The organism is Streptomyces sp. NPDC002851 (genome assembly GCF_053591935.1).
The window spans coordinates 40,179-64,752 of the sequence record NZ_JBSFUT010000003.1; the positions used below are offsets into that span (position 1 = coordinate 40,179).

The following is a 24,574-nucleotide window of genomic DNA, read 5'->3' on the forward strand; positions in this document are numbered from 1 at the left end:
CCGCCTTGTCGGCCGACGTTGCTCACCGCTACAGCGTACGGCGCTGTATGCGGAAATATGTTTGCTGTTCGGTCTCGAAAACGAGGCTCCGGCCGTATGCGTGACCACTCGGGTTGAGGATCACAGTGTCCTTACTCCTGCGGGCGGGGTGGCCGAGCTCAGCCAACGACGGTGGCGATCGCGAGGGCGATGCGTTCGATCCAGTCGATGGTGTCGTTGACGTCCGCATCGCTGATCGGGTTGCGTTGCTTCGAGCCGACCTCGACGAGGTCCGAGGAATGAGCGATCTTGTTGCGACGCTCGGTGATGGAGACGTACTGCTTCTTGAGGGTCTGAGCGGTGAACGAGGTCCGGCCGTGGTTCCAGGTGTTGAGCTGGACCGCGGCCTTGGCCCAGATGTCCTCTTCGGTTACCAGCTTCAACGCTTCGCTGATCTTGCGGGGGTTCTGCAGCGAGGCGTTGCCCCATTTCGCCGTCACGTGCTCGGTGACGGCGTCGGCGAGCGTGAGGGAGCCACGCTGTACCTCTTCGACCTTGGACAGTGGCAACTCGAATCGGGTCAGCTGGTGCGGCATGCCGGGGCTGTCTTCGGCGGTGAGTTCGGCGACGCGGCGGAAGAGTACCTCGTGGAACCAGTGGTCGATCGCGGCGACGGCCTGGACCCAGGCGGCGCGATAGAAGTCGTCGACGTCGACGCCCTGGGGGCGGAAGGTGGACAGTCCTTGGCCGGCCACGACCATCTTCCGTGCGTACTTCAGGTTGGTCTGGAACTGCTGGAACTCGCGTGTCTGCGGCTGCGGAATCGCCACCGGTACCCCCGTCTTGCCGAACTAGTGATGCTGGACACCAAGATTCGTGACAAGACGGGGGTACGGCAACTCCCTGCCGGATTACTCGGTTCCGGCTGGCTGGATTTCGTCGGCGTCAGCAGGGACCTCGCCGCCGAGGGCTTCGGCGATCGCCGCGAACTCGCTCAGCGCCGTCTGCAGGTCGTCGACGATCTCCTGGGCGATCACCTCGGGCGGCAGCAGGCTGTCCGCGTCGTCGAGGGCCGGGTCCTTCATCCACGTGATGTCGAGGTTCACCTTGTCGCGGGCGATGAGTTCCTCGTACGTGAATGACTTGAAACGACCGTCCTCGGTCTCCGTGCGCTTGGCGCGGTCCTCGCCCGGCATATACGCCGTGGCGAAGTCGTCCAAGTCCGCGCGGCGCAGCGGGCGCTGCTTCAGCGTGAAGTGCTTGCCGGTACGGAAGTCGTAGACCCAGGTCTTCGAGGTGTTCGGCTCGCCGCCGGAGCGTGGGGGCTTCTTCTCGAAGAACAGCACGTTGGCCTTGACCCCGCCGGCATAGAAGATGCCGGTGGGCAGACGCAGGATGGTGTGCAGGTCGAAATCGTCGAGGAGACGGCGGCGGATCTTCTCCCCCGCTCCTCCCTCGAACAGTACGTTGTCCGGCAGGACCACGGCCGCACGGCCGTTCATCTCCATCAGCGACATGATGTGCTGCAGGAAGTTGAGCTGCTTGTTGGTGGTCGTGGCGCGGAAGTCGGAGCGGTCGTAGGAGATGTCCTGCTTCTCGGCCTTGTTGTCGGAACCGATCACCGTGATCGCGGACTTCTTGCCGAACGGCGGGTTGGCCAAGACAAGTGAGGCGCGACGGGAGGGCGGGTCGGCGAGCGCGTCCCCCTCAGTGATCAGGGTGGGCCCGTCGGCGTCGCCGATGCCGTGCAGCAGCATGTTCATCGCGGCCATGCGCGCAGTCCCGGTGACCAGCTCGTTGCCCCAGATCTTCCCGGAGCTGAGCGCGAGCCGCTGCTCGCGTGGGATGCGCTGGTTGTGCTCGCGGATGTAGCTGTGCGCGGCGATGAGGAAGCCGCCGGTGCCGCAGGCCGGGTCGGTGATGGTATCGGACGGCGTCGGCTGCATCACGTCGACCATCGCGTCGATGAGCGGGCGCGGCGTGAAGTACTGGCCGGCACCGGTCTTGGTGTCCTCGGCGCCCTTGGCCAACAGGCCCTCGTACGCGTCGCCCTTAAGGTCGGCCCCGTCCACCGTCCAGTCCTGCTGACCGATCAGGTTGACGACCAGCTTCTCCAGCAGCGCTGGCTCGGTGATGCGGTTCTGCGCCTTCGCGAAGACCGTGCCGAGGGTGGTGCCCGGCTTTTTCGCCAGCTCGGTCAGGATCTCGCGGTAGTGGGCCTCGAGCTCAGCACCCTTCTTGGTGACCAGGGACTGCCAGTCGTAATCAGCGGGGACGGCCGGGCGAGCCTCTTCCTCGGAGAAGGGATCGCTCGCAATCTCGTCGGCCATCTTCAAGAAGAGCAGGTACGAGAGCTGCTCGACGTAGTCGATGGTCGACAGGCCGTTGTCACGCAGGACATTGCAGTAGTTCCACAGCTTGGCGACGAGAGTGTTGGTCTGCGCGGCCTGGGCGGACGTCGCCTTCTTGGAGTCGGGCTCGGGGGTGGCTTCGGTGGCGGTACTGCTGCTCACAGCTCGAACTCCTGCTGAACGGCCTGGCGGGGGATGAGGGTTGAGGTCGCGGGGGGTGGCGGAGGGACTTCGGAGGTATTGGGGGTGGTTGCTTTGCGAGGGCGGCGTGCGCGCTTGGGTTTGGGCTGGGCCGCGCGTTCGGCGCGGATGTGGTCGAGGAGCGTGGAGGCGGGTTCATCGACTTGGTCCTGGGAGACGAGACGGCCAGCGAAAGCTCTACTCAGCATGGAAGCCCTCAAATGCTCGGCGCGAGAAAGACTCTGCGCCAGCGAACGATCCATCGCCTCTGCATTCCCCAAGAGCTCGTCGCATCGTTGGACCAAGCGTTTCTGCTCCTCAAGAGGAGGGATCGGAAACTCCACAGCCTTCAGTCGCTTGGATGACAGATGCGCGATGTTCGTGGTAATCCGCACTTCGCGCATGAACCGGCGAGCGTGCAAATGACGCCGGAACACCATGAGCGCCCACTCCGGCATCACATCCCGGCCTGCCCGGAACCGGAGGAGGCTGTTCGTGTATGCGACGTTGGGGGGAGTTCCGCGGTACAGCGCAGGGCGTCCGACAAGATGGGGGCTTTGGCCCTCGTTGAGCAAGACGTCTCCGGGCTGCAGCCTGTACTTCTCGTACACGCCGGAGAAGTCCATCTCCATCACGTCCGACGTGTCGATTCTGTCCTCGAAGACATTGGCTACGCGCAGGTACGGGTGCATCTCGGGACCGTGATGCCAGTCCGGGTGACGTTGCCTGCCCAACTCGACGATGCCGGCGTCGCCGACCGTTGTCACTTCCCACTGGGCTGGAGCCTGCTCAGGAACAAGTGTCAACAAGACCGACTTGCGCAGGGCTCCGATCTTCTTGCGCGCCGTTTTCAGTGTGCGCACAGCCGTATTAAGGCGAGAGAGGTGACCCTCGATGGCCTCGACGATGCGTCGCTGTTCCTCTAGTGGAGGGATCGGAACTTCCTGTTCCAGAATGCTCTTCGCCTTCGCCCTCGTGTGACTTCCTGTAGCGCCGGAAACGGCACCCGTGATCCATGTTCGGAAACATGGAGAGGAAAGGTACAGGCGAAGGTAGGGAGCCAAACAGTCTCGAACCGACTCCGCTACGCGAAACACCATCCATTCCGGTGAGGCGATTTTCTGGTGTGCCCCTGAAGTTACTGCAGTCATCCAGACGCGGTTAATGCGGGGATTGATCTTGCAGATGAGGACATCTCCGGGCTGTGTAGCAAGCTTGGAGCTTCCAATTTCCGATCCATCCAATTGCTCGGGAGTTCCTGAGCGGAAGGATGGGACACTCCACAGCTCATACTCCTTCCCTGGCTGTGGATGCACCGGTTCACGGCACTCCGTTCCCAGGGAACCTAGGGGCGCCCAGGCCCACCCGGACGGAAGTTCCTTATTGCTCAAGCCAGTTCTCGATTCAGTTCATTGAGCAGGGCTCGTACGTCGCGTTCGGGGAAGGCTGCCCGGAAGCCGCGGCCGCCGCCCTTGGCTTTGAAGGGGTCGGCGTTGAACTCGGCGGGGCTGATGCCGACGTCGGTGGCGACGACGTCGCGGATGCGTTCCAGCCACCACGTCTGGGCCTCGGTGAACTCGGCGCCGGCCTGCTGCTGGCGCAGCAGCCAGCCCTGGAACCGTTCCTCGACCGTTTCCCGGTACGGCTTCAACTCGTCGTCGGCGCCCAGTTCGTACCGGATCAACGAGACCAGGTCGGGGACTCCTATCTCTACACCGGGCTGGACGGCTGCCTTGTCCAGGTTCTCGTAGAACGTCCACAGGGACTGCTCGGTCCACGCGTAATGGGGGCGGCGGATTTCTGCGGAGAGTTCCTTCAGTGCGGCGAATGCCTCGCGCGGGGGAACCGAGCGGGGGCTTTGGAGGGCGATCTGGATGGCGGCGATGGTGTCGCGCTTGTCCTTGAGGAACTGCTTCCAGTGGTCGAGCTCCTCCTGCGCCCGCTTCTCCGGTGGCACTTCCTCGATGTTCGTGACCGTGACCTGGGTGACTTCGTCAATGACGTAGTCCTTGTCGCGGCGGATCTCGATGATCTTCTGCCGCAAGTCCTGGTTGCCGGTCAAGGGAGCGACGGCGTCCTCGATCAGCTGGCGGGCCGCCGCGGCGCCCTGCTGGTCCAGGACCTCCTCCTGCCGGTCGGGGTCGGCGGCCTTCATGATGCCGCCCGCGATCTGCGAGAGCGTCTTGCCGCCGGCGGCCTCGGTGAGCTGGTCGCGCTCCGCGTTGTTCAGCTGTTGGTTCAGGCGTGCCAGTCGGCCAGCGAGGATTTCCGCCTCGCTGGCGGTGATGGACTTGGTGCCGGTCTTGTCGAGCAGCTTCGCGAGCGAGACCTGCCGCTCTCCTGCCGGGACGAGCGGCCGGGCGTCGACGAGCGGAGAGTCGGTCACGCCCACCGGGTCGATGAGGACGAAGCGGGACTTGCGGACGTTGTCGTCGGAGTCCGGGGTGACTTCGCGCAGTTCGGTGACGTCAATGGTGCGGGCTCCGCGGCCCTTCATCTGCTCGAAGAGCACGGCGCTGCGCACGCTGCGCAGAAAGATCACGCACTCCAGCGCCCTGATGTCGGTGCCTGTGGCGATCATGTCGACGGTGACCGCGACCCGCAGGCGCGAAGAGGTCCGCATGGCGCGGATGAGTTCGTTGGGGTCTTCGCCAGCCTGACGGCTCTTGTAGGTGATCTTCTTGGCGAAGTCGTCGCCGCGCCCGAACACCTCCTTCACCTGGGCAAGGACGTCCTCGGCGTGGTCCTCGCCGACCGCGAAGATCAGTGTCTTGGGCAGCTCGGTACGGCCGGGGAACCAGCGCTGCCAGTTGGCCTGATAGGCCAGGAGGACGGCACGGATCTCATCGACGGTGACGACCGAGCGCCCGATCTGCCGCGTGGTGTAGGTGAAGTCGTCGTCCAGCTGCCGCAGCCGCTGCTCCCGCGTCATGCGGTCCTTGACCTTGATAGTGGTGCCGGACTCGATGGTCGCGGCGCCTTTCTCCCGCAGGTCGGTGTTGAGCCTGGCCAGGTGGAAGTCCACGTTGACGCCGTCCGCGACGGCCTGGCGGTAGGTGTAGCGGGAGACCACGTTCTGCCCGAAGAAGCCTAGGGTCTGGAGGGTAGGCGTGGCGGTCAGGCCCAGCAGGTGGGCGTCGAAGTACTCCAGAACGCCGCGCCACAGGCCGTAGATCGACCGGTGGCACTCGTCCACGATGATCAGGTCGAACGACTCGATCGGCACGTCCGGGTTGTAGCCGACCTCGATGGGCTGGTCCGCCTCGTAGGTGTCCTCGTAGGCAGCGGAGTCGCTGGCCTCGTCCCTGGGGTCGTCGTCGACGAGGGTTTCGCCGCGCAGCAGCGAGTACATCTTCTGGATCGTGCAGATCACCACCGAAGAGGTGTCCTGCAGGCCAGCTGCCCCGAGCTTGTCGACGTTGTAGATGTCGGAGAAGCGTCGGCCGTCGTCCGGTGTCTGGTACTTGCGGAACTCGTCGTACGCCTGGGTGCCCAGGTTGTTGCGGTCCACCAGGAACAGCACCCGGCGGGCCTTGGCGTGCTTGAGGAGCCGGTAGGTCTGGGCGACCGCTGTGTACGTTTTGCCCGCACCGGTTGCCATCTCGATCAGTGCCCGCGGACGGTCCTGGCCCAGGGACTTCTCCAGGCCGCTGATTGCGTCGATCTGGGCCAGCCGCAGACCATCGGTGTCCAACGTCGGCAGCTGCCTCAGCCCGCTGCGCAACGTGGGCGCCTGGGGCTCCTCATCGGCTCGCCGCATCCAGCGGGAGATCGTCTCGGGGCGGTGGAAGGAAAACACCTCGCGGGAGCGGGGCTCCGGATCGAGGCGGTTCACGAAGTATGTCTCCGCACCGGTGCTGGCGTACCGGAACGCGAACGGCTGGTCCTCCCGCCACACTGCCAGGCGGTGCTCCTTGGTGACCCCGGCCGCGTACCGGTCGTTCTGCTCCGCCGCGCTGGAGAGGTGGTCGCCCTCCCGCTTCGCCTCGATCACACCGACGATCTTCCCGTCGACATACAGCACGTAGTCCGCCCGGCCCGTGGCCAGGGTGAACTCGCGCACTGCGACGCCCTGCTTCGCCAGAGGGTTGATCTTGCTGCGGTCCTGGACCGCCCAGCCCGCCGCGCGCAGCATCGCGTCGATCGTGTCGCGTGCCTGCACCTCGTTGAGCGGGGCGGGCCGCTGAGCCCGGTGAATGATCGCGTCGCGAGCGGCTGCGTCCACGGCACGTGGCTGCTGCCGGGCCGTCTCGTAGGCGCTTTGCTGGGCTTGGCGCAGCTCCGTAATCTGAGCCGTCAACTGCTCTATCTGCGCCCGAAGTTGCAGCTTGTTGTCGTTGGCGCTGGTGATGAGGCGCTCGGCCTCGACGCGGGCGCGGCGCTCGGCCTCGAGTTCGTTCACGGACTCGGTCAGGCGGGTGCGCGCCTGAGTGAGGGCCTTGCGGTGGCCCTCCAGGGCCTCACGGAGCTCGGTGAGCTCGGCGGGATCTGTGATCTGCGTCTCGTCGTCGGGCTCGGTCGGCGGGACGAACTCCGCGACGGTCCGGCGCCCGGTCAGGGCGTCGTGGAACCACAGGCCCAGCTTGTAGCACGTACGCACCGCTGCGAGAGCACGTGTTGTATCGAAGAGGTGACGGTGTGCAGCCCTGTTACGGTCGACACGCAGCTGGTCGAAATCCGCCCGGATCTCCGCGACCAGGGCCCCCGCGCGGGTCAGCGCGTTCAGCCGGTCGACCTGACGGTCCCCGTCGACGCGCATGCCAGTCTTGCTGATCAGCTCCTCGGCCAGGACCTCACCGAACTGCCCAGCCTGAACCAAGGATGCATTCGGGTTTGTGAAGACCGTGGCTTCTGCGAGCGCGCCGTACAGCGACAACAGCGACTGGTGCTGAAAGAGCACACCGAAGTTCGGCGAAGCCTTCGCAAGATCACGAAGCCGGTCGTCCACGCTGCTCGCTCCCCTTGTAGTCCTCAATGGTCAGAAGCCAAGCTTACGTAAGCGGGGCCCTGCCGAAGAACAGTTACGTCATGTCCATGAGGCGCTGGAGCGGATTCCCTTCGGGTGTCCTCGTGAGGTCGCCGTTCCGAGGAGGAGGCCAGAGCAGCCGCCGGGGCACTCGGCGGCGTGAGAGCTTCCTGGCGCGGCGCAGAACCTGCCTGGTGGATTCCCGCGGCGTATCCGATGTGCGGCTGGGGGCCGCGAGCTCTTGTTACGGCGCGTGAGAGGGCGCGGAGCCGTCAGGGGAGGTACGCATCGGGGGTACTGGGCCGCCGACGGGAGGCGCTGGCGGGCGGGGAGACTCCAGGACGACGGCGCCGAGCTCGCGGGCCAGGAGGCGGTGGGTGCCTTCCCAGTTTCGGGTCTGGTTTCTCTCGCGGCGTTGCTCCCAGCGTTCCTGAAGGCGCATGCCGCCGAATATGACGATGGCGCAGGCGAGGATGGTAGCTATGAGGAGGTAGATCGGCGCGTAGTGGTCGTCGAACATGGAGCGCTGCTCATCGACTTGTCGGGCGTTGATCCCGAAGAAGCCGAAGAGGAGGCCGAGCGTTCCGGAGACTGTGGTGACGAAGGTGACAGCGACGACGGTGCGAACGCGGCGGCGGTCGGCGGCGCGTTGTTCGATGCTTTCCACGGAGGTGAGCTCGGCGGAGATGGCGTTGCCGAGGCGCTGGAGCATCTGGCCGATGGTGGCTGAGCGTTCCGTGAGGCCCATCGCTGCGAAGATCGCCTGGTGGAAGCTTTCGACGCGTAGGGCGGGGACGAGCATGCCGATGTCGCCGCCGGCTTCGACGCTGAAGCTGAGTTCGAGTTCGAGCTGGCTCAGGCCGTCGGAGATCTCTTCCAGGGCGGAGCGGCGGGTGCGGATGCCGCCCTGGGCGGCGGTGCGGTGGCGGAAGCGGTTGACGTAGCCGTAGACCACTTCGCGGATCTCGCGCAGGCGGGCGGCGGAGCCGACGGCCTGGACGCCGGAGAGCAGGATGCAGTTCTCGATGTAGTCCTGGTGGCCGCAGATGAGGCTGACGTACGGGCCGAGGGCGCCGATGGTGGTGGGGCGGCGGTTGAGTTCCAGGGGGTAGCGGATGGCGCTGTGCTGGGGCCGGTAGGGCAGGTCGGTCCGGTAGATGACCCGTTGGACGGTGTCTTCGTTGGGGACCTGGTCGGGGATGTCCACGGTACGGAAGGCCAGCTGGTGGCGTTCGGGGAGGAAGCCCGGGATCTCGCCGTCCCCGTTCGGGGTGCAGCCGATGCGTTCCGCGGCGAGCCGTTCCAGGGGCTGGCCGGCGCATTCGATGTGGGCGTAGTAGTAGAGGTCCTCGAGGAGCGGAATGGCCTCGACGAGGGTGCTTGGCACGTCCAGGGTCAAGGCGACCAGTACCTGCCCGGAGGGCAGGAGGAAGTGCCACAAGCGGGCCTTGACGGGAGTTGCGCCGCGCCAGCGGCGACCGGCGACCTCGGTGCAGTCGAGGGCCTCGTGCCGGAGCACCCTGGGTAATTGCCGGTGGGACTTGGCGTAGTAGGTCGCTAAACGGCCCAGGTTGAGGTCGTGATCACCGACCGCAACGACCTCGACGATCAGCTGCACAAGACCTTCCAGGAATCCGAGATCCTTCCGGAGAAGCCCCGTCAGGTCGTCTCCCGTGCCGAACTGCGCGAGGAACTGGCCGCCAAGCGCACTGGCGGCATCCTCTTCACCACACTTCAGAAGTTCGGACGCACCAAGCAGGAAAGGGAGCCCGGGGCCGAGCACCGACTACTCTCCGAGCGCCGCAACATCATTGTCATCGTGGACGAGGCGCACCGCAGCCACTACGACCACCTCAAGGGCTACGCCCGCCACCTGCGCGACGCCCTCCCGCACGCCACATTTCTCGCCTTCACCGGCACCCCGATCTCCGAGGCCGACCGCGACACCCGTGAGGTCTTCGGTGACGACATCGCCGTCTACGACCTCAAGCGGGCCGCTGACGATGGCGCCACCGTGAAGGTCTACCACGAGCCGCGTCGTCCAGCTCGTCCTCGACAACGACCCCACCGCCATCGACGCCGAGGCCGACCGCATTACCGAGGGCCTGGACGACGCCGAACGCAGCCGCGTTGAAGCGGCCGTCGCCACCATGAACGAGATGTACGGGGCACCGGCCCGCATACGCGATCTGACCAAGGACCTGGTCGAGCACTGGGAGTCGCGGCGTCAGGCGATGCTGCCGTTCGTCTCGGACATCGACGACGCACCCGGCGGAGTGCCCGGAAAGGCCATGGTCGTTTGCGCCACCCGTGATATCTGCGTCCGTGTCTACGACGCCCTGCGCGAACTGCGCCCCGACTGGCACACGGACGACCACGCCACCGGTGCGATGAAGATCGTCTTCTCCTCGGACTCCCGCAAGGACCCCAAGCACTTGCGCGCCCATGCCCTGCGCGACTCTCAGCGCAAGGCCGTCATCAACCGCGCCACGGAACCTGATGACGAGCTGCAGTTGCTCATCGTCAACAACATGCTTCTGACCGGCTTCGACGCGCCGCCCGTCCACACCATGTACCTGGACCGGCCGCTGCGCGGCGCCGGCCTGATGCAGGCACTCGCCCGCGTCAACCGCCGCTTCCGCGAGAAGGAGGACGGACTCCTCGTCGGCTACGCGCCGCTCACAGAGAACCTCCAGAAGGCCATCGCCGAATACTCCGAGGCCGACCAGGAAGACCGCACCCTCGGCCAGGACATCAACCGAGCCCTGGATGAACTCCGCAACGAGTACGACATCCTCGACCAGATGCTTCTCGGCTGGAACTGGCGCGAACGCCTCGACTGCCCGCACCCAAAGGCGTTTATCGAGGCGGCGTACACCACGGCCAACTACCTCCGAAACCCCGCCACTCCAGGTAACAACCCCGACAAGCTCGACGACCCGAACCAGACTCTCAGTCGCCGCTTCCGCGAACACGGCTACCGCCTAGAGCGCTTCTTCGCTCTTGCCGGATCCTCCGCCGACATCGGCTCCCGCTTCACCGACCAGCCGTACTGGCAGCGCGACATCCAATTCCTCGTCGAGGTCCGCACATACATGGCCAAGCCCGACGCCAGGGACCGCGAGGCCCAAGGGCTGCCAGTCGCCCGCGACGTCGCCCTGTACCTGTCGCAGCTCACCTCCGCTGTCGTGGAGACCGGGGGCCTCACCGACTTGTTCTCCGAGGCCGGCCTGGACAAAGCCGACCTGACCCACCTCAACGACGCCTTCGTCGGACGCCTGCAGAACAGCGAGACGCCGCACCTGGCCGCCGAGGCCCTGCGCCGCTTGGTCGAGAAGAAGATGCGCGAGCTGACCCGACACAACATCGTCCGGCAGACCGCGTTCTCGGAACGCCTCCAGGACCTCATGGCTCGCTATATGCGCCAGCAACTGACCAGCGCGGAGATCATCGCTCAACTGGTCGAGATGGCCAAGGAGATCGCGAGCGATGCTCAGAGTGGTGAGCGGTTCAGCCCGCCGCTCAGCAACGACGAACTCGCTTTCTACGACGCCGTCGCCGACCTGGGAAGCGCGCGTGAGCTGATGGGCGACGAGATTCTGTCCGGCATCGCCCGCGACCTCGTCGTCCAGGTCCGCAAGAACCTCAAGCCCGACTGGATCTCCCGTGAACCCGTGCGTGCCAAGCTCCGCGCCACCATCAAGCGTCTCCTCGCCCGCCACGGCTACCCGCCGGAGCAATCGGAAGATGCGATCAAGCTGGTGCTGCGACAGATGGAGCACTTCGCCGACAAGTGGACCCAGGACGGCTCGGCCGCGGGCTCCTGAAGCTCAGCCTCCGGTACGGGGAAGGGACGCTGTGGCTGGGCTATGGCCTACTACTTCCGCTCACAATCGGGCTGCTCTTGCTCAGCTGCGCAACAGCCGCCGGATATCCCGTCCGGAAACGCTGGCCCGTACTGATGGAGCTGCGGCCACTGCTTGCGCTGCGCTGTCCTCCGGCCCCGCGATTGGCTGGCATGCCCTGGCATCTGCGTCCTGAGTCACCCTCAGTGCCTGCATTACGCTCTGCGCCCTGGGGTGCCTCGTCGGGACTGTCTTGATCTTTGTGTAAGCCCCGGGGCGGCCGAGGATCGCAACTTCGCCAGGTCCTCGGCCAGCCGCACGGCGGTCGTCCTCCAGGGCGACCGAGGATCGTAACGCGGCCTGGGCCTTCGACCGGCTGTTGGGACCTGGCGGGGCCGTAGCCCTGGACGGCCGAGAACGTCATATTCGGTCTCGTTCAGGTGCAGCGCTCGCGTATCTCGGGCATGGTGGCTCGGATTCGTGGCGGCAGAGTCGGGAGTCTGTCCTATTCGTCCACGTAGATTCTGAGGTGGCGGCTGCCTGCACTATGACCCATGGGCTCAGAGCTTGGGTTCGACGGGGAAGGGAAGCTTTTCCGCCCAGTTGGCGAGGGCCGCTGCCGCGACTTGGCGGGATTCGCCGCTTGCGGCTGTTTCATCCAGTAGTACGCGCTCCGCGTTGGGGAGGGTGAGTTGGCGGTAGAACTGGAGGTCTTCGAAGCCGTTGAGGGCGACGTCGTGGTTGGTGGCGGCGTAGACGAGGCGGGGGATGCGGGCCCAGTAGCAGGCGACCAGGCACATGGGGCAGGGCTCGCTGCTGGAGTACATGACCGCGTCTTCCATGAGGTGGCGGTCCAGGGTCTTGCCGGCGTCGCGCAGTGCCATGACCTCGGCGTGGGCGGTGGGGTCGCGCAGTTCGACCACTGAGCTGGTGCCGGTGCCGACGACCTTGCCGTCGATGACGACGAGGGCGCCGAAGGGGGTCTTGCCCTCGTCCTCCAAGGCGTGGCGGGAGATCTCGATGGCTTGCTCGAGGAAGGCGTGGTCTTCGGGGGTTTCGGGGACGTAGGGCACCTGATCTCCTCTTCCGTTGCGCGGGCGCTCGGGGCGGACCGCTGTCGCCGGTTACATGTGGACCGAGGGGTCGGTGTCGCTGAACGGGCCGTTCAGGTCTACGTTGTAGCCGGTCAGGGGTGTCGTGGTGCCTGTGGTGTGGATGATCTGCAGGCCTGTGTCTGCCTGTTGGGGGTTGGTCCAGTGTTGTTTTCCCGTAGTTCGACCATATCCGGGATCGGGGGTTCGGTCTGGTCGCCGCGGATGATCAGACGGCGGACGCGCGGAGCGGGCCGGGTGGGTGGGAAGAGCAGGGCGGTGGTGGCGGCCAAGCGGTGCTGCCATTCGTCGAAGGCGGCGTCGACGGTGCGGGGGCGTGGGGTGGGGCCCGTGGGCGCGGGGAGGTTGTACAGGACGATGCGGGTGATGGTCAGCGCGGTACCGCGGTGGAGTTGTGCGTTCGTCAGGGTGTGGTCGACCTCGTTGCGGAAGGTGTGGAGGTCGGGGTGGAGCCAGTCGAGGCCGCACTGGACGACTACCGCTGCCGATATCTCGGGGGAGGTGAGGCGGGTGAGTCGGGTGCGCCAGGCGGTCTGGTCGATGGGGTGGGTCGGTTGGCCAGCCACTGTGGCGTCACCTGTCCTCTCGGGTGTGGGCGCCGACCAGTTGCAGGACCTTCAGTCCGGTGGTGATGGCCTCGGCCGGGTCCGTCCGGTCCGCTGCGCCCGGCAAGACGCGGGCGGCGAGGGCGGCCGCGGCGGTCAGGGCAGCGGCGGGCAACGCGGCCAGGAAGGCGCGTAGTTCGTCGTTCGGATCGGCGGCGGGGGTGAGCGGGGCCAGGCGACAGGCGACGGCCAGGACTAGGGCGGCCGGGCGGTGTTGGGGTTCGACACCGGGCACGGGGGTGGTGAAGGTGCTGGCGCGACGTGCTTCACGTATGTGGGTCAGGGGTGAAGTGGGTATTTCCGTACGGCTGATGAGGGTGAGCAGGGCTTCGCGGGCCTCATCCGCGGTGGTGAACCAGCGGTGGGTGGCGAAGGTGCGCAGGTAGGCGCCGAGGGCGGTCGCGGACGTGAGCGCCCGGAAGCGGTCGTACTCCTCGACAGGGCCGAAGACCCGCCGGGCGGCCGACGCCTTGAGCGTGGTGAGTGCCCCGTCCGGGTTGGCGTAGTTGGCCGAGGACGGAGGCGCCGTCCCAGTAGTTGCCCATGAACTTGGTGCCGGTGAGGTTCTCGTACGCGCCGTAGAAGGCGGCGGCCTGGTGGGAGCCGTGGAACTCGCAGTAGTCGGCGATCCACAGCAGGAGACCGAGCGGGTGGGGCAGCAGGGTGCCGATCTCGTCCGGGGTGCCGGCCGATTTGGGGTCGGGGTCGACACTGCGCAGGATCTTGAGGCGGTTGTCGGTGGACATGGCGACGAGTTCGCGGGCGGCACGGTTGGAGGCGACCTGGCGTACGGACATCAGGTGCGCGGTGCTCGCGAGCCAGGCGAGGTAGCGGCTGAGGGCGCCGAGCGCGGGGGCCGGGTCGGTGAGCGAGCGGGCGCGGGCCAGGACGGAGTCGATGAGGGTGTCCGCGCAGCTGGTGACCACGATCGGGTCGGCGCCGCTGACGAGCGCGGCACGGGAAAGCCGGTGCAGCACGGCTAAGTGGACCTCGATGGCCCTGCCCACGGTGTGTGCAGGCAACTCGGCGGTGGCGGTGGTGAGTTGGTCGACGAGATGCCTGATCCGGGCGGGGTCGTTGCTGCCCGCCGATTGGGCCAGGGTGCCGAGGTAGGCGGTGATGACGGGATCGGCCGTTACACCGGCGACGTCGGTGCCGTCGTCGGGGGCGGGGGCAGGGTGGGCCAGGGCGGTGGCGAGGGTGCGGTGCAGCAGCCGGTTGCGCCCGCCCACACTGGCCAGGCCGAAGAGCCGGATGAAGGAGAAGATCCCGAAGATATTGGCGAGCAGGAACAGCAGTGCGCCGTACATCGCGCTGGCCGGGCTGTCCCCGAGCAGGCCGCAAGCCGTGAACAGGGCCGCGAACCAGCCGATCAACACCCACTCGCGGAAGGCGATATGGCCGTCGATGGCGCGCAGCGACGGCCAGGAGCTCGCGGCCGAGAACGTGAGCGCGAAGATCACGGCCTCGCCGGTCAGCAGCGTGGCGAAGAACGCGATGCTGAACTGGGTGGCGTCGACGATGTCTTCCCGCTCACCGGGAAACCGCAACGCCATGACCCCGAGTCCGAGCGCGCACACGCACAGCGCGAGCTGTCTCCACTTCTGCACTGCGCTGCCTCGCCCGTCCCCCGCACCTCACCTGGCTCGCACAACTGTCGCAGGAAGCAAGGGAGTTTCCAATACGGTGATTGAGTCATCGGGTGCGAAGGCCGACCGGAAGACTCGGGTCGGGTGCGTACCCGTAGCGGAGCACGGCACAGTCGGGGCCACTTCCGAAAGTCAGTGACGCGGGCGCCTGGCGAGGCGATCGAAGGCGCGCATCAGTGCCTGGTAGCCGCTTGACAGCTGAGGCCGGTCCAGTGCTTCCCACAGCCTGCCGTTAGAGGTCTGTCAGGCCTCGCCAGGGGGATGCCTCGTCGATCGGGCGTAGCGTGATCACGCTCGCATCGCTGTTCGCGGCCTGGGCCCTGCCCTGGAAGGAGCGGTACGTCGTCCATCTACGCTGGGCCGGGCTGGCGGCGACCGCACCCCAGGTGTTGCTCATCCTCATGGTCCTTGGGCTGCCGCAGGTGAGAGGGGTGGCGGGCACACTGCATCCCGGACCGGGGTCCCCGCCCTGCTCCTTGCCCTGCCGACAGGGGCTGTGTTGCTCGCGGTCGTCAACTCATTCGGGGCCTGGGCCCAGACGGGAACGGCCGCGGTGTGCATCGCCCTTGTCTCGTACGTCTTCCAGGCCCTGCTGTTGGGGCTGCTCCTGCAGGCAATCCGCTACCGGGGAAGCGACGACGCTGCTGGCGTATCCCGTATGGAGAAGACAGGGCGCTCACAGACGCCCGGACAGGGCACTTGAGTAGCCCTGGAGCGATGGAGCCGTGCTGTTGTGGGGCTGGGGCCGAGGCTGTGAAAGTTCCGCCGGTTCGCTGATCACCTCCGCCCCAGCGCGCGGCTTGACCCGTTCCGGCTGCGCTGTGAAGATCACTTTCTCATGAGTGCTGTAGAGATGGCAGGGGTCCTTCTGAAGGCGGCGTTCGGGCCCTCGGCGGCCAAGCGCTATCCCCATCCGCTGACGGCCCACCAGCGTTGGATGGTCGCCCTGCCCGCGATCCTCACGGAGCGCTATGTCGGTGGCTCGCACACCACGCTGTATCCCTTGAAGCGCATCGACGCCGCGATCCTTCGGGGCCGCCTCGAGGAGAGCTGGGACGTCACCTCCTCGCAGACACTCCACTCGACGCTGGACTGGCTCGCGACCGAGGGTCATCGCACCGGCATGGTCAGGGTCCTCGGCCACCCGCCCGTAGCCTGGGACTTCGTCCGGTACGCCGATGTCGTCCGGGCGGGGTTCGGCGCAGGATACGTGGACGAGGGGCAGGCATGGCACCTCCTCGGCCAGGCGATCGCGCCGGTCACTCAGGCGTACGCGTCCTGGCGTGACTTCGCCGCCGATTACCTGGCGGGCCGCCGGATATGGATGCAGAACGTGGACCCGGACTTCGGCAGTGGCCTCCAGGAGCACACGGAGCAGTCGTCCACCCGGCTCCTCGACCCGGCGAACCGGACCAGCCCCTGGTGCCAAGTGCCGTGGCAGGCCATCCGATACCCCGATCACTGGCTCACGCCGGGAGACTGAGCCGCTTTCAGGTCCCGCCGACAGACGGTCCACACACCAACCTGCCGCCCGCGGCCAGCAGCTGAACTTGGCCCCACCCTGCCCGCGCACCGGATCCGACATGCCGGGTCCGGTGCGCGGGCAGGGCAACGAGGTGGGGAGGATCGCGTTGAGCTGACTCCGCGGGAGTTGGCCGACCAGGTACGGGCCCGGGCGCGGGCAGGTGGGACATCCGCTGCGTGATCGCAGTGGTGGCGTCTGTGGTCAGCCGCCGTTCTGCTGGGCCCTGTGGTGTGCCAGGCGGTAGGAGCTCCCCGAAAGCCCCCGGCAGTCCCCAACACCCCGAACAAGCCCCCCAGTTGAACGGCTACGCCACGACAAGGGGCACGATCCGGTGTTCGGCACCGCCGTCGACGGAGTCCGCCTGAGCGACAGCAGCTGAGGGGCTGCTGTCTGTGCGGACGGTCGGTCCGCCGGAGGACTCGGCGCACCGTGCAGACGCCGCCCTGTGTCGGTCGTGTAACAGCCGTCGATGATCAGCTGCAACACGGCCGACGAACCACCGAGAAGCCCACCTCATAGCTTCTGTGACGCCAGCCGATGACCATCGACATCAACGGAGTCAGAAAGCCATGAACCGCACCTTCACCCCCTCGACCAGCAGGATCTCCCGCAAGAAGGCGGTCCTCGCGACCGGCCTCGCCGGAGCCGCCGTGCTCGGGCTTTTCGCCACCGCCCAGGCGGCGAACGGCGCGACGGCCCCGGAGAAGACGACCCGCGCTGCTGCCACCACCCCGTACGTCATCAACCACTACGGCGAGGAGAACGCCGACACCGGCCACGCCGAGCGCCGCCCTACGGGTCTGGTGCTCTCCGAGTTCACGACCATCAACCACGTCAGCTGGAAGCAGTGGGGTGTCAAGAAGGCCGTCGGCACCGGCAAGGTCACCGGCACCTGGTGCCTGGACACCTGCCTCGACAAGCCGCTGAAGGCGACGATCAAGCTCTCCGACCCCAAGACGGTCAAGGGCAAGAAGGTGTACTCCGCCTTCACGCTGAAGCTGGCCGGAAAGCCTGGAACGTATGATTCCGAGGACCTGCAGGGTCAGCGTCCACTCGCCACCCGCTGACCCCCCGGCGCTCTCGCGCCCCCGCACACGAAGGATCCCTGATGTTCAAGCCCACGGCCGTGTTCAAGCCCACGGCCGTGGCCACGGCCTCGCTCCTGGCGCTGGTAGTGGCCGTGGGTGCCACTGGGTGCGGCAACCAGGACCGACCGCAGGTCCAGGGCGCCGCCCCCACTCGGAGCCCGGCCGCCGGTCCGGTCTACGTCTCGGACATCATGGGGCACCCGCTGAGCCGCCCCGCGAGCTTCGGCCTCACCGAGTTCACCTCGCTCTCCCACCTGAAGTGGCGGAACTGGGGGCAGCCGAAGGCCGTGGCCACCGGTGAGGTCAGCGGCATGTGGTGCCTCCCCGAGTGCGAGAAATCCGGCTACCCCGCCACCATCGAGCTCTCCGGCCTGCAGCGCCAGGAGAACGTCTCGTACTACACCCGGGCCACCGTACGGTCCTCGCACCTCCCGGCCGAGCAGGCGAAAGAACTGCGCTCGGTGCGTCTGATAGTCCCCGAACCGTGAGATCGTTCCCGAAGCCCAGAGCAGGAGACCGCAAGCGATGATCGACGTACTGCTCGTCGAGGACGACCCGCTGCTCCGTGAGGCGACCCAGCTGTCCCTTGAACGCTACGGCTACCAGGTGCGCACCGCCTCCGACGGGCTCGACGGGCTGGCACAGTTCCGGGACAGGGCGCCGGATGTCGCTGTCCTTGACGTCATGCTGCCCCACCTCGACGGGGTCAGCATGGTGCGCCGTATCCGGGAAGTGAGCCGCGTTCCGGTGCTGATGATCTCCGCCCGGACCGACCCGGTGGACGTTGTCCTCGGCCTGGAGGCAGGGGCCGACGACTATCTCACCAAGCCCTACGACACACCGGTCCTCGTCGCCCGCATCCGCTCGGCGCTGCGCCGGGCCACCGACTACGCCGAGCCCGGGCCGGAGGCCGTGGAGGAACCGCTGCTGCGCTTCGGCGACCTCACCGTGGACCCGCACGCCATGGAGGTCCGCCGGGACGGACAGCTCCTTGAGCTCACACCCACCGAGCGCAAGCTGGTACTGGAATTCGCGGAGCAGCCCGGCGTCGTACTCTCCCGGGCAACCCTGCTTGAGCGGGTGTGGGACTACGCGTGGGGCGGCGACAGCCGGGTCGTCGACGTCCATGTGCAGCGGCTGCGCGGGAAGATCGGGCGCGACCGGATCGAAACCGTCCGCGGCTTCGGCTACAAGCTGGCGGGCGGACCGCCGCCCGAGCACCCCTGACCGCCATGGGACTGCGTACGAAGACGACCCTGCTCATCGCCACAACCGCCGCTGTCGTCGCCGCGCTCATCGGGCTCCTGGTGCACCAGCGCACCGCCGACCAGCAGCGCGGGGACGCGGCCCGCGCGGCCGACGCCCGGCTCGTCCAAGCCCTTGAGGACCATGCCGACGGCGTCGACAGCGACGCCCTGGTCAACCCGCCGGACCTGCCGGCGCCCCTGCGCGCGACCGTCACCCAGCGGCCGGTGCGCGCCACCTACCTCCAGGACAAGGACCCCGGAGACCGCACGGACCGCACGGGCCCGGTGATGTGGGCCGCGTCCCGCAGCGGCGACGACATCCTCGCCGTACGGCGCTCCTACGCACCGCAGACGCGGGCTCTGAAGACGCTGGACAAGGAGCTCCTCGGCGCGGGCGCGGCGGCCGTCGCGCTGAGCTGCGGCCTTGGCATCGCCGTGGCGGCCGCCGTAGGGCGGCGCATCGGCGCGTCGGCACGGACCGCGCAGCAGATCGCGGGTGGCGACCTGACGGCCCGTGCCGAGCCCAAGGGCAAGGATGAGATCGCCCGGCTGGGAGAGGCGGTGAACACGATGGCCGATGCTCTGAGCGCCCGACTGGAGGCCGAACGGCGGGTCACCGCCGACATCGCCCACGAACTGCGCACGCCCGTGGCCGGTCTGGTGACGGCCGTCGGCCTGCTGCCGCCCGGCCGTCCCACCGAGCTGGTCTCCGGGGGCGTGGACCAGCTGCGCCAGCTGGTCGAGGACGTCCTTGAGGTCGCCCGCCTCGACGTGCCGGGCATCGAGCAGGCCCACCGCCAGGCCGTGCCACTGGGCGAACTCGCACGCCGGGCCGCGGCCGCCACGGGCCGGGAAGTCGAGGTACGGATGCACAGCGACGAGGTCGTGGAGACCGACCCGCGCCGGGTCGAACGCATCCTGGCCAACCTGATCACCAATGCCCACCGGCACGGTGCCCCGCCCGTCGTCATGGAAGTCGACGGAACCGCCGTACGCGTGTCCGACAACGGCCCCGGCTTCCCCGCCGACCTCCTGGCCGAGGGCCCGCAACGCTTCCGCACCGGGGCACGCGAGCGCGGCACGGGCATCGGCCTGGGCCTGACCATCGTCATGGGCCAGGCCCACGTCCTGGACGCCCAGGTGACATACGAGAACCCAGCGGAAGGCGGCGCCCGGGCGACCCTGGACCTGGCACCCTCAGGGACCACCTGACCCAGGCAGTGACTCCGACACGGAGGTGCCGAGGTGCCGAGACAACCGGTCATGATCCGGCAGGCAACGGCATTGCCCGCCAGTTGATGCCGTCATCCACCAGGCAGCGGATCGCGTCCAGCATCGTCCGACGACCGTATGCGTGTGTGGGGGGCGCTCAGGCCAGGCGTACCGTCACCCGGTGCGTTGTCCCCGCGCTGCCGCTGAGGCCGCCGTACGTCAGCGTGAGCGAGGGGCCCGTCTGGGCGTCCGTCACCGAACTCGGCTTGCTCACAACGGACTTGACGGGGCGCTTCCAGGACAGGCGCAGGCCCGTGACCGTACGGTTCGGGTCGCTGACCGCGAGGACCGCCGTGCCGTCGCGACGCTCCGTGATCTGGACGCTCACGGCCGCGTCCACGGTGACCTTGCCGACCGTGCCCGGCTTCCAGAAGGTGACCCCCGTGAAACCGAGCGACGGGACCCGAATGCCCTGCGCCGACGGTGAGTTGGCGAGCAGCGTCAGCCAGCCGTCATCCGCGGCGCGCTCCCGCGTACGCGCCGCGCTCGCCCCCGGCAGCAGGACGTACGCGTACGAGGCCGTCGACGGGTCCGTGCCGTGGTCGGCGAGGAGGGTGACGTACCGCCGGGTGATCCGTTCGTCCGAGCCACCGGCGTTGATGTCCTTCCAGGCGCCGGTGCGCTCCGCACGCAGCGCCGTCAGGCGCGTGCCGCCCGGGAAGACATAGCCCGCGTGCCCCTCCAGATGCGCCCAGCGCGCGTCGAGGGTCGCCGACCAGCCCAGGTCGCCCGGGAGCGGGCGGCCGTCGATGGTGAGCGCCGCGGTGCCGGTCGCGCCCAGGTTGCGGTTGTCGATGACCGTCTCGACGCCGGTTCCGTCGGCGGCGGTGATCCCGGCGCCCAGGCAGACCACCGCGTCCGCGAGGAAGAACCAGGACTTCCGCGCCTCCAGCGTCGACGCGAGCCCCTTCAGATGCTGGCCGAGCGTCGCATACGTCCCGTCCGTGGTGCCGCCCACCCACGTCACGTCCGGCCGCGCCGCGCCCCACGTACCGCCCTCGCCGTCCGCGAGCCGCTTGCGGGACGCGGTGGTGCCGGGCAGCCGGTACGGGTCCACGGTGGGCCAGAAGGCGTCGCTGTACTGCCCGCCGTCGGCCGGCTCGGGGTCGGCGTCCGGGCTCCACCAGTAGAGCATTCCGGAACCGGTGTGCCAGCCGCGCACGTTCTCGCCGTTGCCGTTCTCGTAGTACGTGATCCGCTTCGACGCCATCGACAGCGAGGCCGTGAAGGACGGAGTGCGGTGCACCGCCCGGTCCATCGCCGCGAACACCTTGTGCCCGGTCGGCTCGGGCGCCGCCCGCACCGTCTCGTCCCCGAGCAGCGCCATCACCCGGGACAGCGGGGCGACGCCCAGGGTGCGCCCGGACGCGACGGGCGAGTAGCGGTCCCGCGTGAACCAGCCCTTGGCGAGCGCCCGCCAGCGCGCCGCCTCCGCCTCGCTCGCGCCCTGCGCGAGCACCAGGATCGAGCCGATGACGCCGTGCCCGCGTGCGTGGTCGTCCTGCTGGATCCTGCGTACGTCGGTGGCGGTCAGGCCCCGGCTGATCGCACGGCCCGAGACGTTGTCCATCATCAGGCCGTCGTGCAGGAACGGCGCGTACGCCGCCTCGACGGCGTCTAGGAACAACTGCCGCTGCGGATCGGTGACTTCCCAGGACGAGCCGCCGAGCAGCCCGAGCAGCTTGCCCAGACCGTCGATGAGCACGGCGCCGTACGACCCGGTGTACGGCACCCAGGTGTGCTGGATCAGCGAGCCGTCCGCGTAGAGCCCGTCGCCCTTGGTGACGTACGGGAAGACCGGCGAGATCGCGTCCCGCGCGAGCGCCACCTTCGCCGCCGTACCGTCGAGCAGGCCGCGCAGCGCGAGCACCCGGCACAGGTCGATCCGGTTGGCCCCGGTGCTGGTCCCGGTGTACTCGGCGACCTTGGAGTCCGGCACGAAGTGGTCGACCGCCCGAACCGCGGCGGATACCTGCCCGGCCGTGAGCTCCCCGCGCATCAGGATCGACACGTCGAGCAGCCGCTGCGGAGCGCCGATCTCCCAGTTGTACCAATTGCCGTACCGCTTCTGGCCCTCGTGGTACACGTCCGCGATGAGATGGTCGTACGCCGTGCGGATCGCGTCCTTGAGCGCCGCGTCCCCGGTGAGCCCGGTACCCGGCTGCCGGTAGGCCTCGGCCATCGTGCGCAGCCGCTCGTAACTCGCCTGGATCTGCTCGGAGAAGCGGTACGACTCGGGATCGGTGTCCGGCTCCGGATCGGCGTACACCGCGTCCGGCCAGGCATGCCCCGCGGCCGGGGCGAGCTCGCGCTGCCATCTGGCCGCGGTGGCGCCGAGCTCGGCGAGCTTCGACCTGAACGGCTCGACGGTGGGGCTGAAGCCCTCGCCGAGCATCAGGGCCTGCCACTTGGCCCGCAGGGTGGCGAACTCGTCGGCGGCGGGATCCTGTTGGGCGTAACCGGTTCCTGTGCCCACGTCGCCCAGGGCGAGGGAGAGCGAGAGGGCACCGATGAAACCGGAAGTGGCGAGGAAACCGCGGCGGGACCAGGGGGACGTCGTCATGAGGCGCTCCGGGAAGGGGGAGTTGGGTCGCGCTGAGGACGTTCGGTGGGCACCGGGTACGTGGACCCCGGTAGTAAGCGGTTTCTAGCATGGCGGTGTCCGAGGCTCAACACATCGGACGGAGTTGGGTGTTGAGACCGTGGGGGTTTTCGGGTGCAGACGCACGGCACCCCGGGGGCGGCAAAGGCTGCTCCCGGGGTGCCGTGCGTGGATCGGGGGATGGGGCGGTCGATCAGCCCTCCGCATTCCGTATGAAGTGGAAGATCCCCCAGGTGAGTTGGCGGGCGTTGCCGCCGTCGACCCAGTGGCCCAGGCCCTTCTTCATCTGGATGAGATAGTCGTGGCTGACCTTCCCGTTGAGGCCGCCCTCGGCCTCCTGGCGCTCGGTCTCCTCCAGGACCCGCGCGTAGTGGGCCACCAGCTGCTCACGCAGCTCCTCGAAGCCGCCGTCGACCGGCGTGAAGCCGAGCCGTGCGAGGGTGGCCGCGTAGAACCCGGGCGAACCCATGTCGTCCAGGTGGATCCGGTCGAGGATCGGCTGCAGAACCTCCTTGGGGCAGTCGTCCGTCGCCATCGGATCGGTGAAGATCAGGTGGCCGCCGGGCTTGAGGACCCGGGCCGCCTCCTCCAGGACCCGGACCCGGTTCCCGCTGTGCAGGAAGGCGTCCTGCGACCAGACGACGTCGGCGTGGCCGTCCGGGTACGGGATGTCCTCGAAGGAACCGTCCACCACCTCGATCTTTTCGGTGAGCCCGCGGGCCGCGTTCAGCTCCCGGTGCCGCCGGTTCTCCACCTCGCTCAGGTTGAGCGCGAGGACCCGGCTGCCGTACGTCTCGGCGAGATGCCGGGCCGAGCCGCCGAACCCGGAGCCCAGGTCCAACACGGTGGAGTTCTCGGTCAGTTCGAGCTTGCCCGCCATCCGCTCGACGGTGCGGCGGCTGGCGCGGGCGATGGGCTCCTGCGCCTCCTCGTAGAGCCCGATGTGGATGTCCTCGCCGCCCCAGACGGTGGCGTAGAACGTGTCCGCGTCGTTCGAGTTGTAGTAGCTGCGGGCGGTGCTCACCGCCCCGCTGTACTTGGCGTCGGCCTCCTCCTCGGTGAGGTACTCCTTCTCCGCCACATGCACGAAAAAGTCCGGCTGCTCACCGCGGTAGGTGTGCTGGAAGTCGCCGTACGTGTCGATCCGCTGGAAGCCCACCTCGGACATCAGGCGCCGCGTGTAGTCCTTGCGGAGCGGGAACATGTTGAGGTGGTACACCGAGTTGTCCGGGAACATGTACCGCATCCGGCACAGCCCCTCGTCGACGTACTCCGGCTCCACGGTGACGTCCTCACCGCAGTAGTAGTACTTGTGCTGGCTGGTGTAGCCGTCGTCCAGGATCGCGTCATAGTTGCGCTGATCCAGGACGAGGATGCCGTCGTGCTTGAGCATCGCGTAGAACTCGGCCAGGGCCTTACGGCGGTCACGCTCCGAGAACAGGTGCGTGAAGGAGTTGCCCAGGCAGACGATCGCGTCGTACTCGCCGTGGACATCGCGGTTGAGGTAGCGCCAGTCGGCCTGGACCACCCGCATGATGTGGCCGCCGCGCGCCATGCCGTTGGCGAACGCCATCGACAGCATGTCGGCACTGCCGTCGGCACTCACGGTCTCGAACCCGGCGGCGAGCAGCCGCACGGAGTGGAAGCCGGTCCCGGTCGCGACGTCGAGGACGCTCTTCACGCCTCGCTTCCGCAACAGGTCGATGAAGAAGTTGCCCTCGCTCTCTGCTCGCTTCTCCCAATCGATGAGGCCGTCCCACTTCTCCACGAAGCTGGGGACGTACTCCTCGGTGTAGTGACCGGTTTCGCGCACCTCTACGGGGTTGTCTCCGAACTGTTGGGCCGATTGCACGGTGATGAGAAACCCTTCAATTGTGGGGATTCACGCTCTGGCACGGCGGCCCGGGACGGCACAGCCTCAGGGGCGTCGCGGACCGCACGGGTTCTACGCATCGCTATCCCGGATCGGCGGATCCATTCCCTCAACTTTCGTATACAGCCAGATCGTTCATGCGCAGAGCAGCTCTGGCCAGCGGGTTTCGGCTGCGAAGAAAGTTCTTGCCGGGAGGGGGTCGGGGGAGCGGGGTGACGGAGGTCTGACCGATCGGTTAGATTGCTGACCGAGTGGTCAGGGCGGGGTGTGGCGGGGTGTG

At 67.7% G+C, this 24,574-nt stretch carries 20 protein-coding genes; 8 read left to right on the forward strand and 12 right to left on the reverse strand.

The genetic code is table 11. The features are described from left to right. Positions 1–158: 158 nt before the first annotated feature. From ACWD10_RS03705 to ACWD10_RS03725, 5 genes are all read right to left on the reverse strand, one after another. A complete protein-coding gene (locus ACWD10_RS03705) occupies positions 159–809 on the reverse strand; it encodes a hypothetical protein (RefSeq protein ID WP_451086602.1) in 651 nt (216 codons plus the stop codon). An 81-nt stretch (positions 810–890) separates the two neighbouring features. Further along, positions 891–2,396: an N-6 DNA methylase gene (locus ACWD10_RS03710; RefSeq protein WP_451087191.1), complete on the reverse strand. Its 1,506-nt coding sequence runs from the start codon at positions 2,394–2,396 to the stop codon at positions 891–893. A 92-nt stretch (positions 2,397–2,488) separates the two neighbouring features. Continuing rightward, positions 2,489–3,373 carry a restriction endonuclease subunit S gene (locus ACWD10_RS03715; protein WP_451086604.1) on the reverse strand — a complete coding sequence of 295 codons (885 nt, stop codon included), beginning with the start codon at positions 3,371–3,373 and terminating at the stop codon, positions 2,489–2,491. 524 nt (positions 3,374–3,897) lie between these two features. Next, a complete protein-coding gene (locus tag ACWD10_RS03720; RefSeq protein WP_451086606.1) occupies positions 3,898–7,458 on the reverse strand; it encodes a DEAD/DEAH box helicase family protein in 3,561 nt (1,186 codons plus the stop codon). A 262-nt stretch (positions 7,459–7,720) separates the two neighbouring features. Further along, the gene (locus ACWD10_RS03725; RefSeq protein ID WP_451086608.1) at positions 7,721–9,094 is read right to left on the reverse strand and encodes a hypothetical protein; all 1,374 of its coding nucleotides are present in this window, start codon (positions 9,092–9,094) and stop codon (positions 7,721–7,723) included. Here ACWD10_RS03725 and ACWD10_RS03730 point away from each other — a divergent pair. Beyond that, positions 9,056–9,610 (forward strand): DEAD/DEAH box helicase family protein, encoded by a 555-nt coding sequence (locus ACWD10_RS03730; protein WP_451086610.1) that lies wholly within the window; start codon positions 9,056–9,058, stop codon positions 9,608–9,610. The two genes, ACWD10_RS03725 and ACWD10_RS03730, sit on opposite strands and share 39 nt — an antisense overlap. Positions 9,611–9,626: 16 nt before the next feature. Next, on the forward strand, positions 9,627–11,303 hold the full coding sequence (locus ACWD10_RS03735; protein WP_451086612.1) for a type I restriction enzyme endonuclease domain-containing protein: 1,677 nt from the start codon (positions 9,627–9,629) through the stop codon (positions 11,301–11,303). Between the two features lie 578 nt (positions 11,304–11,881). Here ACWD10_RS03735 and ACWD10_RS03740 read toward each other — a convergent pair. The 5 genes from ACWD10_RS03740 to ACWD10_RS03760 form a co-directional block, all read right to left on the reverse strand. Further along, complete coding sequence (locus ACWD10_RS03740) at positions 11,882–12,394, reverse strand: nucleoside deaminase (RefSeq protein WP_451086613.1); 513 nt, start codon at positions 12,392–12,394, stop codon at positions 11,882–11,884. Between the two features lie 113 nt (positions 12,395–12,507). Next, on the reverse strand, positions 12,508–12,999 hold the full coding sequence (locus ACWD10_RS03745) for a hypothetical protein (RefSeq protein ID WP_451086615.1): 492 nt from the start codon (positions 12,997–12,999) through the stop codon (positions 12,508–12,510). Between the two features lie 7 nt (positions 13,000–13,006). Then, the gene (locus ACWD10_RS03750; protein ID WP_451086617.1) at positions 13,007–13,273 is read right to left on the reverse strand and encodes a hypothetical protein; all 267 of its coding nucleotides are present in this window, start codon (positions 13,271–13,273) and stop codon (positions 13,007–13,009) included. Between the two features lie 103 nt (positions 13,274–13,376). Beyond that, positions 13,377–14,648 (reverse strand): hypothetical protein, encoded by a 1,272-nt coding sequence (locus tag ACWD10_RS03755; protein ID WP_451086619.1) that lies wholly within the window; start codon positions 14,646–14,648, stop codon positions 13,377–13,379. Positions 14,649–14,919: 271 nt separating this feature from the next. Beyond that, entirely contained in the window at positions 14,920–15,084 is a 165-nt protein-coding gene (locus tag ACWD10_RS03760) for a hypothetical protein (protein ID WP_451086621.1), read from the reverse strand. Between ACWD10_RS03760 and ACWD10_RS03765 the strand changes: the two genes are divergently transcribed. The 6 genes from ACWD10_RS03765 (at position 15,043) to ACWD10_RS03790 (ending at position 19,759) form a co-directional block, all read left to right on the forward strand. Beyond that, positions 15,043–15,390 carry an SCO4225 family membrane protein gene (locus ACWD10_RS03765; protein ID WP_451087193.1) on the forward strand — a complete coding sequence of 116 codons (348 nt, stop codon included), beginning with the start codon at positions 15,043–15,045 and terminating at the stop codon, positions 15,388–15,390. The genes ACWD10_RS03760 and ACWD10_RS03765 overlap by 42 nt on opposite strands. Before the next feature lie 135 nt (positions 15,391–15,525). Then, positions 15,526–16,170, forward strand: coding sequence for a DUF1266 domain-containing protein (locus ACWD10_RS03770; protein ID WP_451086623.1), 645 nt, complete (start codon positions 15,526–15,528; stop codon positions 16,168–16,170). 611 nt (positions 16,171–16,781) lie between these two features. Further along, positions 16,782–17,279, forward strand: coding sequence for a hypothetical protein (locus tag ACWD10_RS03775; protein WP_451086625.1), 498 nt, complete (start codon positions 16,782–16,784; stop codon positions 17,277–17,279). Between the two features lie 41 nt (positions 17,280–17,320). After that, entirely contained in the window at positions 17,321–17,788 is a 468-nt protein-coding gene (locus ACWD10_RS03780; RefSeq protein ID WP_451086627.1) for a hypothetical protein, read from the forward strand. Between the two features lie 37 nt (positions 17,789–17,825). Next, entirely contained in the window at positions 17,826–18,527 is a 702-nt protein-coding gene (cseB, locus tag ACWD10_RS03785; RefSeq protein ID WP_451086629.1) for a two-component system response regulator CseB, read from the forward strand. A 5-nt stretch (positions 18,528–18,532) separates the two neighbouring features. Further along, on the forward strand, positions 18,533–19,759 hold the full coding sequence (locus ACWD10_RS03790) for an ATP-binding protein (RefSeq protein ID WP_451086631.1): 1,227 nt from the start codon (positions 18,533–18,535) through the stop codon (positions 19,757–19,759). A 157-nt stretch (positions 19,760–19,916) separates the two neighbouring features. Here ACWD10_RS03790 and ACWD10_RS03795 read toward each other — a convergent pair whose 3' ends face one another. Both ACWD10_RS03795 and ACWD10_RS03800 read right to left on the reverse strand, forming a co-directional pair. Further along, positions 19,917–22,382 carry a polysaccharide lyase 8 family protein gene (locus ACWD10_RS03795; RefSeq protein ID WP_451086633.1) on the reverse strand — a complete coding sequence of 822 codons (2,466 nt, stop codon included), beginning with the start codon at positions 22,380–22,382 and terminating at the stop codon, positions 19,917–19,919. Between the two features lie 232 nt (positions 22,383–22,614). Beyond that, the gene (locus ACWD10_RS03800) at positions 22,615–24,273 is read right to left on the reverse strand and encodes a glycine/sarcosine N-methyltransferase (RefSeq protein ID WP_451086635.1); all 1,659 of its coding nucleotides are present in this window, start codon (positions 24,271–24,273) and stop codon (positions 22,615–22,617) included. Between the last annotated feature and the right edge of the window lie 301 nt (positions 24,274–24,574).